The following is a 19,077-nucleotide window of genomic DNA, read 5'->3' as shown; positions in this document are numbered from 1 at the left end:
TTCCTCCGAATCAGGAAATGGGGCATTGGATTTTAACTAATTCCTCGAATGATATTTGAGAAATATGTGTCCTAGCTTCCCCTATGTTGATTGGGAAAGTATTTTTTTAATAAGTCCTTCTCCATCATCCGTGACAGCCCCGCTTTAGATTTTCCCGTAGCAAAGTCATAGGTGTCCTCTTCTTGCTCATAAAAATCCACGAGTAAATCCCGAAATGTTTCCGCAATAGGACGTGTTTGGTAGCCTGCATTAACGGCTTTTTGCGTTGAAATAGCAAAGGTTCCACGGTCCTTTTGCCGGGGTGCCCACATGGGTATATCAACGTACGGGCGGAATTTTTCTTTCGCCAAGTGCTCATGGGGGATCCAGATTAGTTCACTCGGTTTGGCGCTTAAGGCTTTTAGGCCATATAAATAGGCATCGAAGCGTTCGGTGGTAAAGGTGTTAAAGGCGCCTTTTAATTTATCCTCAATTGCCAAGGCGATAAACCGAGCCATGTCTTTCATGTCGATAAACTGAGTTGTGTCAGCGCCGTCACCGGGAGCCGCAATAATTCCTCCTTGCTGTAAGCGTACAGGCCAGTAGCGTTGATTGTCAGATACATGTGTCATGCGCGCCCCACTAATAGAGTGAGGACGCAAGATACAGCCGTGGGGGAGAGAGCTCACCATTTTATCCGCGATGCGTTTAGCTGCATCGTAGTCAATCATCGTGTAGTTACTAGGCATGGTGTCATCGGGTAGCGGGAAAGATTCGGTGATACCGGCTCGCTCTTGCAGTGCTTGATAAGGGTAAACCGCCATACTGGAGATGTAGATATATTGCTCACAACGTTTTGCCAGTAGCTTTAGAGTGTCACGCACGCATAGAGGGCTCTCATTCCAGGTATCGATGATGACATCCCAGCGGCGTTTGCCTGCTAAGGCCGCCAGCCCTTTACCTCGATGTTGGTAGCGATCTCCTCGTAGCTTTTCAACCTTGGGGAAGAGCTGAGGGTTGGTTTGGCCCCGGTTGAATAAGGTGATGTTATGCCCTTGAGCAAGGAGTTTCTCAACGATGGCTGGACCGGTATAACGGGTTCCGCCAAGAATGAGTATTTCTTTTTGTTCTCCTTTGAGCAGCTTAGTTCCGAGGCTATGGGGTGCCATGGCGACAGTACTTAATAGGCCTGTTGTTCTTATAAAGTCACGTCGATTCATGCGAGTCTCCTGTTTTCTAGTAGCTGCAATGTAGTCTTTCATAGGATTAAATACTTGTTAATCTCATGGTAAAAATCTGACCAAAACTTGACATCGTCACTTATATATTCAATTTTCTCCAAAAAAGACGAGCTAAAGAGGGCTAGATTAGATATGAGATGCACAGAGACTGCTTTTTGTTATTATGCTTCTGGTCAACACATCGGGGCTGCGTTTTGAATTACCAATTTTCGACAATTATCTTTAAACCCAATGCATTAGTGCTTGTGCGAGGAGATCAGAGTGTAGATATCGATAAGCAAACAGCGACTTTGTTACTTTTGCTTATCGAAAATGCCAATATCCCCGTCAGTCGACACAGCATGGTAGAGACGATTTGGCAGGGTAAAGTAGTCAGTGACGCGGCTATTTCCAGTGCCATTCGCCGTTTGCGCAAAGCGCTTGCTGAATTGGACTCTGAGCAGACCTTTGTGAAGACTATCCCCAAGGTTGGTTATCAATGGCAGCTTGGGGTCTGTGAAGCTATCCAAAGTGAAGATGCTGAGACATCAGAGCACCTAGTAGCGGAGCGCTTAGCTCCAATAAACGCAGTGACTCGTCTTCGACTAATATTATCAGGCTCTGTTTTGGCAGCTGTACTATTGTTGCTCGTGTATTGGCAAGCTGACAAACGGCCTGTGGAAGTCAAAGCTGTCCCACCGGCTTTCACACAAGCCTGGCATCTGTGGGTGCAAAAGAGAGAAGAGCTTTTACCTAAATCGGTCGACTACCTAGAACAAGCCCTACAGAAAGACCCTGATTTTTTTGAGGCACACAATATGCTGGCTCACATATACTCTTTTAAAATGAGTCGTCATATGGGCCTATCTGATGATGAAATTGTTCAGCGAGCACAAAGGCATATCCAAGCTGCCGAGAAACTTGCCCCTGGCAACATCAACTCTCGCATTGCTCGCGCCATGTTGAACTTATTTTATTTACGTAATTTAAGTGAGGTAGATGTTTACTTAAACTGGGCGGAAGAACAAAACAACTGCAGTGCGCTTTGCCACTTTCTCGCTGCACATGCAAGTTATGTATTGAAGAAAACTGATCGTATGATATTTCACGCCGAAAAGGCCTACGCTATTCAGCCCGATCATGTTCTTTACATATGGGAGCGCGCTTGGGCACAGTTTATGGCAGGTAACTATGAGCAAGCGCTTGTGCGGACTCAGGAAGCCGAGCATTTTATTTCTCGTACCAGTCACATTATCCGAGCCATGATTGCTCAAGCCCAAGGCTCAAATGAGCTATCTCTTACCCATTGGATACGTTACTACCAAAATAAGAAAAAATTAACAAAAGCACAAGCGCAGGATTTACAAGGAAAGTTTGTCACTCAATCCAATTCGACTATTGCTCTTGAATTAATGAGCTTAGTGGGGGATATCCCTCCTGATCAAAAAATTAATTTGTATTTAATTGCGAAGGAAAAGGAAAAAGCTTTGGCGACAATTTTGAACACCAAGGGGCGCCAGGATATGACGTATATACTCGGTGCCGAGATGAGCCCTATTTTTACCAATGCTTATAATAACAAGGAGCTGAAAAAAATTGGTGAACATTTGTGGGGACAGTGATATCAATATACCTTGTTGTGCTGCAAGGATGAAAATTACAATGGCATATTCCCAGAAACGACAGAAATGGGGGCACTCACAAACTGAACAATGCCACAGCTCTAAACCAAAGTAAAAGTCCGGGCTGCGAATACGTTTGGTGGCCATGGCGTTAGTGTGGCAACAGGCTGTCGGTGGCGAGCCTGACATGGGGTAAAAGTCTGTGTTAGGCTAGGGTCACTAAGTATCACCTGTGTCTGTCAGGTGCGTAATAATCATATATAAAACAATAACGTACAATTATTATGAATACTCAAAGCATCACCCGCTGGGTGGGGGTCGCGGCACTTGCGGCGGCAACTTTACTCTTTCTCTATGTCACGCTCTTTGATTCCTTTGCCAATGGATTGCCAGTGGTGATTGCGGCTTTATTCATGGCAATTGCCTGTAGTGTCCTTGGTGTCTTGCGCCAAGGGGCTTATACCTTATGGATTCTTACCGCGGTAACCGCTTCGATGTATTTTCCGGAGTTGTTTCGGCAAGTTGGCAGTTTTGACCTGAAACAACTCATTGTGCCCTTGTTACAGGCGATTATGTTTGGCATGGGTACGGCCATGAGTGTCAAAGACTTTGCCGGTGTGGTGAAAACCCCGCAGGCCGTAGGAATTGGCCTGTTGTGCCAGTTAACGATTATGCCGGTTATTGGCTTTTCTTTGGCTTACACATTTAATTTTCCGCCGGAAATTGCCGCCGGGGTGATATTGGTTGGCTGTGCGCCCAGTGGTTTGGCCTCCAATGTGATGGCTTATATTTCTAAATCGAACTTAGCACTTTCCGTAACTTTAACCGCTGTGGCTACAGTATTGTCGCCGTTTACCACGCCATTCTTAATGAAGGCGTTTGCCGGTGAATATATCGAAATAGACGCTTGGGCCATGATGTGGACGATCACCAAAATCGTCATTCTGCCGATTATTGCAGGCTTGGTGTTTAACCACTTTTTACACGGCCGAGCTCAGTGGCTGGATAAAGCCATGCCGCTGGTGTCTATGGCGGCTATCGCGTTGATTATTGTGGTCATTACGGCGGCGGGGCGCGATGCGCTCTTACAAATTGGTTTGTTGTTGATTCTCGCCGCCTTTATTCACAATGTGTTGGGATACATGATTGGTTACGGCTGCGCCCGCTCGCTTAAAATGGATGAACAGTCTTGTCGCTCAATCGCCTTTGAGGTCGGTATGCAGAATACCGGTTTGGCCTCGGGCATAGCCAGCGAAATGGGTCGGGTGGCAACTCTGGGCTTGGCGCCGTCAGTATTTGGCCCGCTTATGAACATTACCGGTTCGGCCCTGGCTTCGTGGTGGAAAGGTAAGCCGCCGCAACATCAAACTGAATAACGAGTGGCGCAAGGGCTTAATCTGTACTTTGATTACCTGTTGAGGTAGGCCAACGGGCAAAGTCGGCCGCAGCTCAAGCGGCATTAGGGTAATTAGTGTGAGGTGCTGACAGTCAGTTAAGGTCCCTCTTGTGTGGAAATTCCCGCCATAATATTATACGTACTCATACTTACTTAAGGAAAGAGTGCTATGCAGTGCGTTCGTTTTGGCTTTCTTGTTATTTTGTCGGGCTTGTTAAGTGCTTGTGGTGGTTCTTCTTCTGATGAGGGGAGCGGTGCTATTAGCAGCTCGACATCCTCATCCAGTAGTTCAACCTCCATATCATCCAGCGTGAGCTCATCAAGCTCTAGTATCGATTCATCCAGCTCCTCGTCGGTGCAGAGTTCGCCAAGTAGCTCTAGTGTCGATTCATCCAGTTCCTCATCAGCACAGAGCTCACAAAGCAGCTCGAGTTCGGAGCCTAGTTTACTGACGGGCGTCTTTATCGACAGCGCTGTCGCAAATCTGGATTACCAAACTGCATCTACCTCGGGGCAAACCAGCCCCAATGGTGAATTTCAATATGCGGCAGGAGAGTCGGTAACTTTTTCTATTGGTGATTTGCAATTGCCTGTTGTGGTCGGTGGGTCTGTTATTACCCCGATGGACCTAGTGGGCACAGCCGACCCGCGCGATAAGCAAGTATTAAATATTGTACGCCTGCTGTTAACCCTGGATAAAGACGGGGATTCTGACAATGGCATTGAGATTGCCGATGAGGCTAAAACGGTAGCTACTCAGGTAGATTTTACTCTGTCGGCTAATGCATTTGCTTCGTCTGCGGCTGTCGTGAACTTGATAGCTAATGCAGGGCAAGATTCAACGGTAAATGAGTTGGTGAGTGTTGATGATGCTCAAGCTCATTTTGCCCAATCATTGCAATTGAACGGCACCGAGAATTATGTATTACAGGGGACTGAAACGATTGTTGCCTCTGGGGCTGAGCCTACGTACTACGGTGTTTCAGGCATTATTACCCTAGCGTCGGATGGCAATTGTTATTTGTCGGCTAGCGAAGGGTACCGCGCTGCGTGTACTTATGATGCTACTAGTGGGGAATTGATTACCGACTTTGCCACGGTGACAGGAACTCTGGGGGCAAATAGTCTCACCATTATTGCTAAGCCCAATATGGCCGGTGGTGAATCTGTGTCCGCGTTTTTTCATGCTTCAGAGGAGGCGACTGTTAACGTGAGTGCGGGAACTTATAGCATATCGGGCCAAGAGCTGATTGCACAAAATGATAGTAATCCTCAGGGTCCGGATGTTACAAACCTGGCCGGAACTTTCACCATTAATGCTGATGGCAGTTGCGAGATTAGCCACAATGAGGGTGATATTAGCTGTCAGCTTGAGGGAAGTGAAATACAGGGTACGGGGGATGCGGCCGGTAAAGTTATGGGAACGGCTACCGAGTCAGAGCTGACAATTGTGTACCACTCGCCAGGTGATGAATTGGTATATGGTTACCTGATCGGTTCACGCTAGCAGGCAGAATAGTACCAATTTACCAATACTTAAAAAGGGTCGGAAAATCCGGCCCTTTTTAATGCCTCACACAGCGGTTAGTGCGCCCACTCTTTTTCCAGTAAGGTGGCTTTATCGCCATCGAGCTTGATTTCATTTTTGTGGGTTTTCTCGCCCTCTACAAAGTAAAATTCATACACAATCACACCGTCCATCTGTTTGCTTTCGATAATGCGCTGCGGGGTTTGCTCGGCAAAGTGTTGTGCGTAAACTGCCTGAACCGGCTCTGGACATTCAGCCAGTGTTAAGTCGCGTTGAATTTCCACCACCTGCCACAGGCCCTGTTCATTGAGGAGCATATCGAACTCTATTTCGGCACCCGCCGCGGTGACACCTTCCAGGTCTAAGTATTGATTGCCGTGCTTGGATTCTTTTTCCGCCTCTTTAAGGACAAATCCCGGCGCCAGTTTCTGTATCTCTTCTAGCGCCTGGGCGGGTACGGACTCGCCGGTGATTTCTTGTTTTTGGTAGAGATCGGAGCCGACGTCGGACTGGCCGGCTACGGCGGAGCCGCCAATGCCAATGGCAGCGCTAAACAATAGGGGGGTGATAGCATTTTTCATAGTGATACCCTGTGGTCGGGAGTGAAATTAACGATTGTTTTGATCCGTTTAGCTGTCAGCGGGCTCAGCAGGCGGTAGGGGCCGCCGGTTGTTTTAATTGTTTTAGTCGCCCCGAGAGTTTGCCTTGGCCTGTACGGTTTGTAAACACGCCTCGCCTGGGGCGGTCGCGACGGCTTGGCAAATAAGAGTCGAGGCGGGTAAAGCCATCACAAGATGGAAGCTTGGCGGCGTATCAGGTAAAATGTTGCGCTCTATGGCCCACCTCGGCGAGTGCACACTCAAAGTAGATTAAACAATGGCAAAAGTAAGATTAGTCGATGTGGCGGCTCACGCCGGCGTCTCAAAAAGTACGGTATCTCAGTTTCTCAGCGGCCGATTTGACTATATGTCGAAAGACACTAAGGCGCGTATTGAGGCGTCTGTCGCCGCTTTGAACTATGTGCCCAATGCCATCGCCCGCAGCTTAAAGACCAACACTACCAAAACCATCGGTTTAGTCGTTCGCGATGTTACGGGTTTCTACACCAGTCGCACCATTCGCGGTATCGACGATTTCTGTAAAAACAGCCAGTACAATGTGCTTATTTACAGCACCGATTTTGACCCCAAAAAAGAAGCCGAGGCCCTGCAGAACCTGAGCCAAATCAACGTCGACGGTATTGTTATTGCTCCCTCCGGGGCAAACACAGCGTTGATCGATAAGCTGCTGGGGCAGGGGCTGCCCATTGTCCAATTCCAGTTAGAGCAAGATGGTACCGAAAAATACATTATTTTGTCGGATTACAAAAAAGCCGCTTTTGAGGCCACAGAATACTTGCTCAATCTGGGGCACCGCAAAATTTGCTTTGTGACCCAAGAGTTCGAGGCGATGAAGTCCCGCCGCGATCGCTATCAGGGTTACTGCGAGGCCCTTGAGGCCCAGGGTGTAGCCTACTCAAAAGACTTGATTTTGCACTGGCAAAGAGAAACCGGCTTTTCACGGTCGCCGGTGGATTTGTTGCGCTCCGAGGTGGCTCCTACCGCTTTTTTCTCACAGCATTTGGCCATTACCATCGAGCTGTTAGAGGTGTTTAATCGGCACAATATTGCCATTGGCCAAGATGTGTCACTGCTGGGGTTTGATGATATCCCCATGGTGGAATTCTTTAAAACCCCAGTGACCGTTATCAAGCAAGAGCCCTACGATATTGGCCAAGAGGCGGCTAAGTTACTGCTGACTCTAATTAATCAAAAAGAGACTCCCGCGCAACGTATTACCACCCCTTGTACCTTGGTGCCACGCGACTCCTGTCGCAAGCTCAATTAATCGAGGCAATAACGGCCGAGCCCTGAGCGATCAGGCTTACCCGTATTCGCTCCAGTCACTTTTCGGTGGTTGGGCGTAAACCTTCAAAACGCCCACCTTCCTAATAGCGCTGGGTAACAACCAGCCTTATAGCCTGAGTACGCAAGTGGCTTTTTCAGCCACTTGCTGGTCTACACTCAATTGGGGCGAGGGCTGGTGCGCACCCAAAAAATCATTTATTGACTGAGTTCACGGTTTGACATTCGCTGAGAATATGATAAATTATTAACTAAACCGATTTAGTAAAACGTTTTACTCGATATGGTAAGGCGTCTTTAGGACTGTATATTTATGAAAATTGACAACATTGAAGTGTTCGTTAGCTGCCCGGGAAGAAACTTCGTAACCGTCAAGGTAACCACCGACGACGGCGTTACCGGATTGGGCGATGCCACCGTGAATGGCCGCGAGCAAGCGGTGGTGGCGATGCTGCAAGAGCATGTTATTCCCTGCCTGATCGGTCGCGATGCGCACGGTATCGAGGACATTTGGCAGTATCTCTACAGGGGCGTTTACTGGCGCAAAGGCCCGATTAATATGGCGGCGATAGCGGCCATTGATATGGCCTTGTGGGACATCAAAGGCAAGGTGGCCGGCCTGCCGGTCTATCAATTGCTGGGCGGCAAAAGCCGTAAGGCGGTAGGTTTGTATGCCCACGCCAACGGCGAAACCATTGAGCAGACCCTGGCCAATGCCGAACAGCACGTTCGCAACGGCTTTGGTGCGGTGCGATTGCAATCAGCAGTGCCCGGACTGGATGTAACCTATGGCGTGTTGGGCGATAAAAAAGACTACTTTGAGCTGCAGGGCAACCGCCCGCTGCCGCCGGAGGAGTCGTGGTCGACGCCCAAGTATATGGAGATGATCGTCGAGCTGTTTGCCGAGGCGCGCCGCCGCTTGGGCAACCAAGTGCAGTTGCTGCACGATGTGCACAGTCGCTTAACGCCAATTGAGTCGGCCCGTTTAGGTAAATTGCTGGAACCATACAACCTTATGTTTATGGAAGACGCCAGCATTGCCGAAAATCAAGACAACTATAAAGTGATTCGCCAGCACACCACAACGCCGCTGGCCATCGGTGAAACTTACAACACCATTTGGGACTGCAAAGATTTAATTCAAAATCAATTGATCGATTATATCCGCGTGGCTGCCACCCACGCCGGCGGCATTACCGCGCTGCGCCGGATTACTGATTTTGCCAGCCTCTACAATGTAAAACTGGCTCCACACGGCGCGCCCGATTTGTCACCCGTGTGTTTTGCCGCGCATATGCATTTGGATGTGTGGGCACCTAATTTTGGTGTGCAGGAATTTGTCGGTTTGGGCAACGAACAGTTGCAACAAGTGTTTCAGCACAACCATCAGGTACACGATGGTATGGCCCACGTCAGTGATGCGCCGGGCCTGGGGGTTGAGTTAAACGAGGAGGCCGCGCTCGCGCTGCCGTACAAACGCTCGTATTTACCAGTGAGTCGTCTGGAAGACGGCACCATGTGGAATTGGTAACACTCAATCAAGTTATAAACGAAATCAGATAGGTGGAAAGATGGCTAAAACAGTAAAAGTTCTCGTAATGGGCACCGGCTTTGCCGGACAGGGGCATACCGATGCGTTTCGCGCAGTGGGTGCCGAAGTGGTCGGTATGGTGGGTAGAACACCGGAAGTAGTGCGTGAAGTGGCAGAAAAAATGGGGATTCCTTACGCCGGAACCGACTGGCAAAAAGCTCTGAATGAGTGCCAGCCGGATTTGGTTTCGATTGCGACCCCCGGCGGCGCTCACTACGAGCCGATCAAGCAGGCGATTGAGCACGGCTGCCACGTGTTTTGCGACAAGCCCCTAACCGATACCGGTGACAGCGCCATCGAACTGTACAAGCTGGCCGAGGCAAAAGGTGTAAAAACCGCCTTTGCCGCCAGCTTCCGCTACATGCCAGACATTATGCACGCCAAACGTTTGGTGGCCGAGGGTGTTATTGGTGAGCCGGTCGAGGTTGAGTGTATTTCACATTTTAATCTGGAGCGCGAAATCCCCTTTGGTTGGTCGCACCGTGCAGAGCAAGGTGGTGGTCGCCTCAATAATAACTTCACCCATAAATTGTCTATTGTAACTTCTGTTATCGGCGAAAAGATCACCGATATTATTGGTGAAGTACGCGATGATATGGGTAAGGCGCCTATCGTTGAAGGTGTTCGCAACTTTAAAACACGCCGCGATTTTATTCCCAAAGATATTAACGATCCTAACCTGAAATGGGGTGAGAGCAACGTCGAGTGGACTTACACTGTGCTCGCCAAATTGGAAAGCCCGCACGCCAGCAAGCCGGTATCCGTTCTGTTTAAACACGGCGGCCTGAACCCGCGTTTCCATGAAGACCATATTGTTTTTTACGGTACCAAAGGCGCTATTTACATCAAAGGCCATTACGGTAGCGGCCCACTGTATTTGTGGGGGCAAGGGCAAGAGTGGCAGCAACTGCCACTGCCACAAGATATTGTCGACGATATGCCTAAGGTCGAAGGCGATACCGAGCGCAACTGGCAGTATTTAGCGCGCGAGCTGGTAAAAGATATTCAGGGCGAGCAAGTGCCGCCGTATCAAACCTTCAAAGAAGGCAGCCAGTATCAACAGCTGATTGACCTTATCCGCAAAAATAATAATTGGACAGATGTAACGCATCTGCAATAAAGGTTCTTTTTATGGTTATTGACTATATCGTCATCGCCGGTTACTTCATTCTGGTTCTGGCTGTTGGTTTCTCCTTTACCAAAATGGCAAAGCACTCCACCAGCGATTACTTTCGCGGTGGCGGTCGCATGCTTTGGTGGATGGTGGGCTCGACAGCGTTTATGGCGCAGTTCTCGGCCTGGACTTTTACCGGTGGTGCGGGCAAAGCATTCTCCGATGGCTTTGCCATCTGTCTGGTCTTTTTTGCCAACACGGTCGCTTACTTTTGTGGCTGGGCTTTCTTTAGTCATCGCTTTCGCCAAATGCGGGTGGACACACCATCGCAGGCCATCAAGCGGCGCTTTGGCGACCAGAATGAGACCTTTTTTTCCTGGGCGTTGATTTTGTTCAGCTTTATTAACGCGGGTGTTTGGCTTAACGCATTAGGCGTGTTTGCCAGTGCGGTGTTTGAAGCCGATATTGCCGTGACCATTATCGCCACCGGGCTTGTTGTGCTGTTTATTTCAGTGCTCTCGGGCTCTTGGGGTGTGGTCGCTTCTGACTTTGTGCAGACTTTGATTGTGGCTGTGGTGTCCGTTGCCTGCGCCGTGGTCGCCTTGGTTAAAGTGGGCGGGCCGGTGGAGTTGGTCAGTAATTTTCCCGGCGGTTTTATAATGGGGCCGGATATGAACTACGGCTTGATTTTGGTGGGTACGTTCGTCTTCTTTCTCGCCAAGCAACTAATTACCATTATGAACATGCACGATTCATTTCGGTTTTTGAATGCGAAAGACTCTGACAATGCGCGCAAGGCTTCATTGCTTGCCATGGTCTTGATGGGGGTGGGTAGTATCATCTGGTTTATTCCTCCCTGGGCATCCGCCATTCTCTATCCGGATGCTGCCACAGCTTACACCCAGCTTGGGGATAAAGCCGAAGACGCGGTTTACTTAGTGTTTACCCGCAACGCAATGCCGGTGGGTACCGTGGGCCTTCTTATGGCCGGTTTGTTTGCCGCTTCTATGTCGTCAATGGATTCGGCACTCAATAAAAATGCGGGTATTTTTGTGCGCAGCATCTATCAGCCATTTATCAAGCGTCGCGGTCGCGAGACCGATGACAAAAAGCTGATGAACGTCAGTCGATTGGTAAGCCTTATTAACGGCATATTGGTTATTGTTGTGGCGCTTTACTTTAAATCGCTGAAAGAATTGAGCTTGTTTGAGTTGATGATGTCGGTATCAACCATGATTCAAGTGCCGTTAATGATTCCTTTGTTGTTGGGGTTGATTATTCGCAAAACTCCGCAGTGGGCACCTTGGGCTACCGTCGCATTGGGTATGGGCGTGTCCTGGTTTGTGGCGAAAGTTTTTACCGCGCATGTTTTCGCCGATATGGTGGGAATGCCAGCGATCACGGATCGCGAAGCGGTAGACATTAACTTGATGATCACCCTGGCCGGCCACATCGTAATTACGGCGGGCTTCTTCTGCCTCACGACGTTGTTTTATCGCGCAGACAAAGATAAGTGCAAGGTGGAAACCGATAAGTTTTTTGCCGACCTGTCAACGCCGGTAACCTCGGAAGAAGGGCAGGACAACTACGATCGTCAGCAGCGTTTAAAACTCGGCTTAATGATAAAAATCATGGGTGGCGGCATGCTGCTGCTAACGCTGATACCCAACCCAATGTGGGGGCGTGTAATGTTTGTTGCCTGCGCATTTATTATTTTTGCAATGGGGGCAATGCTGCAAAAAAGTGCCAGTACACCGCCGAACAAATCCAGTTCTGCTGCGGCCTAAGGGCCCGGGAGAAGGTGCCTTGAGCAGGCTCATTCTATGTCATGAGTCTGCTCCTTTTTATTCTCTGCGATGGCAGGTCTTTGGCCATCGCCTCAACCCCTTTACCTTAAGACTCGGTGGACAGGCATTGCTGTGAAAGGCTCCGGTGATTACCTAAAGCAAAATGGCTCTTTAGCCTGGCCTTTGGCCTTTAATGCGCTTTTGATCCAGTCCATGCTGATGATCGACACTCTGTTGGTGGCGCCGCTAGGAGAGTTGTCGGTTGCAGCAATGGGTATTGCGACCACCATTATTACTTTTGTTTTAGGGGTGGAAATTGCCATCGGCAACGGCATTCAAATGCTGGTGGGAAAGGCCTACGGTTCGGGCAAAAAAGACGATTTAAAAGTTGCGTTCTGGGCCGGGCTTTTGATCAATAGTCTTACCGCCCTGTTTTTTTTCCTTCTGTTAGTGTTGGCAAGTAAAGATCTGGTTAACTTAATTACAAACGATACCTTGTTAGCGCAAGCGACACTCCGTTATTTAGAGGTGGCGCAGTATGTCGTTCTGATTACCGCCTATACCCAGACGTGCACAGCTTTCTATAACGGAGTGGGGAATTCCAGAATACCCCTGGCGGGCTTTTTATTGGAAATTCCGCTCAATGTTGCCCTGAGTTACAGTCTTATTCACGGTGTGGCCGGGTTTGCCGGTATTGGATTGGCGGGGGCCGCTTGGGGGAGTTTGCTGGCAATTGTGGTGCGTGGCCTCTTTTTAACGGTGACTTTTCGCCGAGCGACCTTTAGTTTGCGTTATCCAGCAGGGCGCCCCTTTGCGTTAGAGTTAAAGCCACAATTTGATGTGATTTACCCCATCGCGGCTAACTTTATCATTCTTTCGGTTGGCGCGACCGTTTACCAATTATTATTCGCTCAGCTATCGGTTTACTCTTTTGCTGCCATCACCTTGATTTTCCCCTGGCTGCGGGCCGGCACTCAATTTGCCAATGCCTGGGCACAAGCGTCAGCTATTACTATTAGTCAGGCGTTAGGAAAGCGTCATATCGCTGCGGTACGAGATTTTATCCCGGCCTCGACCAGAGTGGGTATGGGATTGTCAGTCGTTGTGGCGTGCTTGTTTGTAGTATTAAGTCAGTGTTTGGGGCTGATTTATCCCGATGTAGCACCGCAAACACAGCGCGCGTTAATGTTGATCGCGCCGCTTTATATTGTGCTACCTATCGTGCGCGCTTACAACACGTTAGCGGGCAACATGCTGCGGGCACTGGGGCAAAGTTCACGCGTTTTAAAAATTCATTTTTACACCCAATGGGTGCTGGCTTTACCGCTCTGTGCTTTTCTTATTGTGGTGCTTGATGCATCTGTATTTTGGGCTTTCGCCATAATTCCACTGGAAGAAATATTCAAACTATTACCGTTTTATCATTATAAAAAACACTCTGCGTTGCACCTTCGTAATGCGCCGCTAAGTGACCTTTAAACTATGCCAAGAGGATGAATAATGACAGTGTACAGAATGATAAAAACCACGCTGACTCTGCTAGTCGTGTCTGTATCGATTGCCGGTTGTGCCAATCAATCGGGCCAGGCGAGTGTCAGTCTGACGCATGGTGTGGATGAGTCGGCCGGCGGCCTTCCCGCCTATATCGTCAGTATTCGCAATGCGACTTTTTATCTGGAGAAAACCGGTGGTGGTTTATCCAGTATGGTGGATAAAGACGGTATAGACTGGTTGGGCTTTCACGATGAAAAAGGCTCGGGTTGGCAGGGGGAATATCGTGGTTTTCCTAATGCAGTTCATAAGCAAGCAGGCAGTTACTTTCATGCCATGAATGCAGGCACTGACCCATCGACCTCTCAAGTGGAGATCAATACCGATCAACATGTACGCATTGTATTTACCTCAGACAATGGTAAATGGCAAGGACAGTGGGACTTTTACCCCGATCGTTGTGATTTCACTATGAGTCAGGTTAGCCTCGGCCACCGGTATTGGGTTCAGTACGAGGGTGTGCCCGGCGGTAGTATGGATGATAGTGACTTTTGGTTTAATTCGGCTAGTCGCAATAAGCACCCGATCAATGACGCTTATATTGGAGATCTTCCGGCACCGGAGTGGTACGCTTTTGGCGATGCGAAGCAGCCGCGTATGTTGTATCTCGTACACCACGAAGACGACGAGCACCCCGATGATTACGTCAGTCGACCCTATATGACAGTGCTCGGTTTTGGTCGCCACGAAAAGAGTAAATTTTTAACCACCCCGCAAACCTTTTCCCTCGGTTTTGTTGAGTCGGTGGACTATGGTGAAGTAGAAGCTTCAGTTAAACGTACCTTATCGCAATAACTTCTTCTCAGGGCGATTCTCGTCTCTTTCCGACAGGCATGTCTTAGACATGCCTGTCGGTTTTTTTCATGCTCTTATCGCTAGACGAAGTATTATTGCGCGGTGCCGTATCAGCCGTCTTCGCGTATACCAACTCCCGCGAGTTCAGGACTGAATTTGGATCGTGAGTGTGACTTTCAGGTAGGTGAAACCTTACCAAACTGATCGATAGCACCATATAACGTAATAGGTTCGTACCGATTACCAGTGTCGGCAGATTGTAGCGCGTTAAAGCGAACCAGCTCTCTGACTTACGGCCCAAAAAAGGTGTCTTGTGACGGTTTAACAATTGTATTGTGGATAAATACGACAGTTGGCGCGATACACCGCCTAGCTATAATAAGAAAATGTTACTTAAGTCCAGATTTGGCTAAAGTGTGAACTGCGTCACATTATTTATGTGTATTCGGACGCAAAAACAGAAAATATTCAAATTTTAATAATGTTAAATAACCGCTGCCCCCTTTTGTATATTCTTTAAATGAATATGCGTGTTTGGTAGCCGTGAATATTTGTTTCTATTGGTATCGTTAACGGGAACACTCCGCCCTCTTTTGGAGCGGTCTCTTGAAATATCAACATTGCTTTTCGTAAGATGCCCGTCGACTTCGCACATATTGATTTTACAGTCTCAAAATTAGGCGAAAAGTAAACTCATAAGGAAAAGGATTCCTACCCCGAGTGAAGTGCTTACCCCCGAGTAGTGATAAGCGTTCTAAGTAGTCTCGATGATAAAAGCCTAACTGATACCTTCGGTATGGCGAATGTCTTCGACGTGCTCACAGCTGTAACGATCCTACCTATAGGAGTAAGACTCCAATGCGTGCCCACGCTTTAGGTATTGAGCTAAACCAATAAAATAAGAGAAAAGTGTTAGCTATGAAACTCAATAAATTGATGATACTCATCCCCCTGGCCCTATCTGGCAGCTTTGCCAATGCGGCCACTTTTGTTATGGAAAAGTACGGCACCGGCTATTCCATTGATGGCAACGGCGGCGCCCAAGAGGGGCAGCAGCTGTACTTGTGGGGTACCAACCTCAACAATGCCAACCAACAGTGGGTTCAACTTGACCGTGGCAACGGTTATTACTCCTACAAAAAGCAAAACACGAATCTATGTTGGGATGCCGGTAGCGGCGGTTCGCGCCGACAAGCGGTCACTCTAGAAACGTGTAATGACGGCGATTACAACCAGCAGTTCTCTAAGGTGAAAATTTATTCCGGCACTGAAATTTATCGCTTTGAGAAGCGCAACGCCTCGGGCTTTTCGTTAGATGGGGCCGGTGGTGCGGCAAATCGTCAGTCTATTTACCTGTGGAACTCCAGTGACACCAACATCAATCAGCAGTGGGAATTGCACCGTGTGGATGATGGCAGCAGTGATGGTGGTGGCTCCAGCAGCGGCAAACTTGATGTAGATACGGCGTTTGACGATGGCAGCAGTCACTCCAGCTACCCTGCCTCTAAGGCGGTGGATGGCAATACGGCCTGGGCCTCTCGTTGGGCAGCATCCGGGTCGCCGGTTAACTTAACGGTTCAGCTGGAAGAAACCAGTGAAGTGACCGAGGTCGGTATTGCCTGGGGGCGTGGAGATTCGCGCGCTTACACCTTTGAGATCTACGCGCGCCCCGGCACCAGTGGTTCCTGGACCAAGGTGTACGACGATGTCAGCACGGGCTCGACAGCCGGTATTGAAGTCTTCGATATTACCGATATTGATGCACAACAAATTCGTGTAAAAACCTTTGAAAATACCGCGGGCACTAGCTGGACTAATATTACCGAGGTTGAAGTGTATGGCAGCGGCGGCTCCGGTGGTGGTGATAACGGTGGCGGCGACAACGGCGGCGGTGACAATGGTGGCGGTACTCCTCCATCTGGCTCGGCCGATATTCCATCGGATTTGATGGATAACTGTAACCAGTGGAAAATTACCTACCCTGACGGCGTAGAAGATAAAACTCTTTGTGGTGAAGACAACAATGAGTACTTCTATGTAAATAATGCGGGTAACGGCATAGTGTTTTATGCCCCGGTACGCGACGGGAATGGATCAACGCCTAACTCTGATTATATTCGCTCAGAGTTGCGCGAGCGCGAGTCAGATGGCGGTTCAGATATTTACTGGACCACCTCGGGTACACACGTGGTTTATGTGAAACAGGCTATTACTCACTTGCCAATCGTGAAAAGTCATTTGGTTGCCACTCAAATTCACGGTAACAAAGATGATGGTATCGATGACGCTATGGTGTTGCGTTTAGAAGACGACCACCTGTTCTTGAGCTTTAACGGTGGGAAGTTGCGTAGCGATGTAACCATTACCAATAACTATAGCCTAGGCACCGTCCACGAGGTTATTTTTGAAGTGGTCAATGGCAAGCACTACGCGTACTACAGTGAAGATGGCAACCTAGAAAGTGCTTATAACTCAGGTAATGCCAGCCAGTACTTAGTGCGCGATGGTTCTAACGACTACGTGATGGACCGGAGCTACGATGATGCCTACTTTAAAATCGGTAACTACACTCAAAGTAATGCCGAAAAAGAAGGCAGTGAAACCGGTAAGTCGAACAACTATGGTGAAGTGGTTGTTTATGACTACTGGGTAGAACACTGATAGCTCTCCCCTTAACTCCCGCCCATTAAGGGCGGGAGCTTTTCTTCGTCGCTCTTGATGTTCAGTCATTTTGAGCGACACTATTATTTAAAAATTCATACCCACAACCGTGATAAAGCTCCTGCTTGCAGTGAAGTGTTGCCCCCTTGTGCGCAGCTACTTAGCTTTAGTCACGTTTGACTAATAATAAAGGTATTACTGTAATGAAAATTCAAAAATTTTTACTGGCCTCTACCTTGGCGCTCATGGGCTCTATGGCCCATGGGGCCACCTTTGTGATGGAGAAAGTTGACACTGGCTATGCCATTGACGGTAATGGCGGCTCTCAAGTTGGCCAACAATTGTACCTATGGGCGACTAATCTTAATAACGTCAATCAACAGTGGGTCCAGCTCGACCGCGGTGATGGCTATTACGCCTACAAAAAACAAAATACGAACTTATGTTGGGATGCCGGCAGTGGCGCATCGCGCCGTCAAGCGGTCACTCTGCAAACCTGTGACAGCAATGATTATGATCAGCACTTCGCCAAAGTGAAAGTGTATTCTGGCAGCGAAATTTACCGCTTTGCAAAGCGCAATGCTTCGGGCTTCTCTCTCGATGGCAACGGTGGGGCGGCCGATCGGCAGTCCATTTATCTGTGGAATTCCAACAGCGGCAATATCAACCAGCAGTGGGAATTGCATCGTGTGGATGATGGCGGCAGTGATGGCGATAGCGGTGGCACCAGCGGCGGTAAACTTGCCATAGATACGGCGTTTGACGATGGCAGCAGTCACTCCAGCTATCCCGCCTCTAAAGCAGTGGATGGTAATACGGCCTGGGCCTCTCGTTGGGCGGCATCCGGATCGCCGGTTAATTTAACGGTTCAGTTGGAAGAAACCAGCGAAGTGACCGAGGTCGGTATTGCTTGGGGGCGTGGAGATTCGCGCGCTTATACCTTTGAGATTTACGCACGCCCTGGCACCAGTGGCTCTTGGACCAAGGTGTACGATGACGTTAGCACGGGCTCGACAGCCGGTATTGAAGTCTTTGATATCACCGATATCGATGCACAACAAATTCGGGTAAAAACCTTTGATAATACTGCGGGCACTAGCTGGACCAATATCACCGAAGTTGAGGTGTATGGCAGCGGCGGTTCCGGTGGAGGAGATAACGGCGGCGGTGATAACGGTAGTGGCTCTGGTTCAGACATTCCCAGCAACATCACTAACGGAAGTATCTTTGATCTCGAAGGGGATGATCCGAACCCGCTGGTAAACTCATCGACTCTGCGGTTTTTACCATTAGAGGCTCGTTATACCTCGCCTAATGGTAACGGCTGGCGCCATGAGTATAAAGTCAAAAGCAGCTTGCGTGTTGCCATGACCGATACTTACGAGGTGTTCGAGGCCGATGTTAAAGTGGATATGTCCGATGCGGGTAAAACCATTGTCGCGCAGCACCATGCCAGCGATACCGGCACCATTATGAAACTGTATGTATCGGATTCGTCCGAGTCTGGCTTCGATGACAGTGTTGCAGGCAACGGTATTTTTGATGTCTATGTGCGTCTGCGTAACACCAGCGGCAACGAAGAGAAATACGCGCTGGGCACAATCCGCAGTGGCGATACTTTCGATTTGCGCGTAGTGAACGATTATGGCTATGTCACGGTTTATGGCATGGGTAATAGTTTTGGTATTCCGGTAGAAGACGACTCCGAGTCTTACTTTAAGTTTGGTAACTACCTGCAGTCGCAAGATACCTATAGTATGGAAAACTGCGGTGAATCCGGCGATTCTGGCTCATTTGCCGATTGCTTTAATGACCTAGGGATTACCGAGTCAACCGTTACCATGACGAATGTAACCTATACGCGTATTACCGACTAAGAACTAACCGTTTAATTCGTTGTGTGACATAAAGCCGTGGGGAATTTCCCAC

Annotated in this window: 13 protein-coding genes; 11 read left to right on the top strand and 2 right to left on the bottom strand. The window is 48.8% G+C overall.

Annotation, left to right across the window (positions count from 1 at the left end; translation table 11 throughout):
• Positions 1-71: 71 nt before the first annotated feature.
• Positions 72-1,199 carry an NAD-dependent epimerase/dehydratase family protein gene (locus Q4526_RS01115; protein WP_215974868.1) on the bottom strand — a complete coding sequence of 376 codons (1,128 nt, stop codon included), beginning with the start codon at positions 1,197-1,199 and terminating at the stop codon, positions 72-74.
• 215 nt (positions 1,200-1,414) lie between these two features.
• Here Q4526_RS01115 and Q4526_RS01110 point away from each other — a divergent pair, with 215 nt between their 5' ends.
• From Q4526_RS01110 to Q4526_RS01100, 3 genes are all read left to right on the top strand, one after another.
• Entirely contained in the window at positions 1,415-2,821 is a 1,407-nt protein-coding gene (locus tag Q4526_RS01110; RefSeq protein WP_215974867.1) for a winged helix-turn-helix domain-containing protein, read from the top strand.
• Positions 2,822-3,105: 284 nt separating this feature from the next.
• Positions 3,106-4,197, top strand: a complete 1,092-nt coding sequence (locus Q4526_RS01105) for a bile acid:sodium symporter family protein (protein ID WP_215974866.1) — start codon at positions 3,106-3,108, stop codon at positions 4,195-4,197.
• A 189-nt stretch (positions 4,198-4,386) separates the two neighbouring features.
• Entirely contained in the window at positions 4,387-5,724 is a 1,338-nt protein-coding gene (locus Q4526_RS01100) for a hypothetical protein (protein ID WP_215974865.1), read from the top strand.
• Between the two features lie 77 nt (positions 5,725-5,801).
• Here the strand turns inward: Q4526_RS01100 and Q4526_RS01095 are convergent, their stop codons facing one another.
• Positions 5,802-6,326, bottom strand: a complete 525-nt coding sequence (locus Q4526_RS01095) for a hypothetical protein (protein ID WP_215974864.1) — start codon at positions 6,324-6,326, stop codon at positions 5,802-5,804.
• Positions 6,327-6,621: 295 nt separating this feature from the next.
• On the opposite strand from Q4526_RS01095, the gene Q4526_RS01090 reads away from it, so the two are divergent.
• From Q4526_RS01090 to Q4526_RS01055, 8 genes are all read left to right on the top strand, one after another.
• Complete coding sequence (locus Q4526_RS01090) at positions 6,622-7,632, top strand: LacI family DNA-binding transcriptional regulator (RefSeq protein WP_215974863.1); 1,011 nt, start codon at positions 6,622-6,624, stop codon at positions 7,630-7,632.
• Between the two features lie 330 nt (positions 7,633-7,962).
• Positions 7,963-9,180, top strand: a complete 1,218-nt coding sequence (gene manD, locus Q4526_RS01085) for a D-mannonate dehydratase ManD (protein ID WP_215974862.1) — start codon at positions 7,963-7,965, stop codon at positions 9,178-9,180.
• A gap of 40 nt (positions 9,181-9,220) precedes the next feature.
• The gene (locus Q4526_RS01080) at positions 9,221-10,360 is read left to right on the top strand and encodes a Gfo/Idh/MocA family protein (RefSeq protein WP_215974861.1); all 1,140 of its coding nucleotides are present in this window, start codon (positions 9,221-9,223) and stop codon (positions 10,358-10,360) included.
• Between the two features lie 11 nt (positions 10,361-10,371).
• The gene (locus Q4526_RS01075; protein ID WP_215974860.1) at positions 10,372-12,141 is read left to right on the top strand and encodes a transporter; all 1,770 of its coding nucleotides are present in this window, start codon (positions 10,372-10,374) and stop codon (positions 12,139-12,141) included.
• A 132-nt stretch (positions 12,142-12,273) separates the two neighbouring features.
• On the top strand, positions 12,274-13,620 hold the full coding sequence (locus Q4526_RS01070; protein ID WP_303609496.1) for an MATE family efflux transporter: 1,347 nt from the start codon (positions 12,274-12,276) through the stop codon (positions 13,618-13,620).
• 21 nt (positions 13,621-13,641) lie between these two features.
• Positions 13,642-14,487: a hypothetical protein gene (locus Q4526_RS01065; RefSeq protein ID WP_303609495.1), complete on the top strand. Its 846-nt coding sequence runs from the start codon at positions 13,642-13,644 to the stop codon at positions 14,485-14,487.
• Between the two features lie 918 nt (positions 14,488-15,405).
• Entirely contained in the window at positions 15,406-17,148 is a 1,743-nt protein-coding gene (locus Q4526_RS01060; RefSeq protein ID WP_303609494.1) for a polysaccharide lyase family 7 protein, read from the top strand.
• Between the two features lie 203 nt (positions 17,149-17,351).
• Complete coding sequence (locus tag Q4526_RS01055) at positions 17,352-19,025, top strand: polysaccharide lyase family 7 protein (RefSeq protein ID WP_215974858.1); 1,674 nt, start codon at positions 17,352-17,354, stop codon at positions 19,023-19,025.
• Positions 19,026-19,077 lie beyond the last annotated feature (52 nt).

This window comes from Gilvimarinus sp. 2_MG-2023 (assembly GCF_030547685.1).
GTDB lineage: Bacteria > Pseudomonadota > Gammaproteobacteria > Pseudomonadales > Cellvibrionaceae > Gilvimarinus.
This window is presented reverse-complemented; position numbering and strand designations above follow the sequence as displayed.

Coding starts and splice junctions, on each gene's coding strand:
- Q4526_RS01115 (WP_215974868.1), bottom strand. CDS start 1,199: ATGAATCGACGTGACTTTATAAGAACAACAGGCCTATTAAGTACTGTC.
- Q4526_RS01105 (WP_215974866.1), top strand. CDS start 3,106: ATGAATACTCAAAGCATCACCCGCTGGGTGGGGGTCGCGGCACTTGCG.
- Q4526_RS01100 (WP_215974865.1), top strand. CDS start 4,387: ATGCAGTGCGTTCGTTTTGGCTTTCTTGTTATTTTGTCGGGCTTGTTA.
- Q4526_RS01095 (WP_215974864.1), bottom strand. CDS start 6,326: ATGAAAAATGCTATCACCCCCCTATTGTTTAGCGCTGCCATTGGCATT.
- Q4526_RS01090 (WP_215974863.1), top strand. CDS start 6,622: ATGGCAAAAGTAAGATTAGTCGATGTGGCGGCTCACGCCGGCGTCTCA.
- manD (WP_215974862.1), top strand. CDS start 7,963: ATGAAAATTGACAACATTGAAGTGTTCGTTAGCTGCCCGGGAAGAAAC.
- Q4526_RS01080 (WP_215974861.1), top strand. CDS start 9,221: ATGGCTAAAACAGTAAAAGTTCTCGTAATGGGCACCGGCTTTGCCGGA.
- Q4526_RS01075 (WP_215974860.1), top strand. CDS start 10,372: ATGGTTATTGACTATATCGTCATCGCCGGTTACTTCATTCTGGTTCTG.
- Q4526_RS01065 (WP_303609495.1), top strand. CDS start 13,642: ATGACAGTGTACAGAATGATAAAAACCACGCTGACTCTGCTAGTCGTG.
- Q4526_RS01060 (WP_303609494.1), top strand. CDS start 15,406: ATGAAACTCAATAAATTGATGATACTCATCCCCCTGGCCCTATCTGGC.
- Q4526_RS01055 (WP_215974858.1), top strand. CDS start 17,352: ATGAAAATTCAAAAATTTTTACTGGCCTCTACCTTGGCGCTCATGGGC.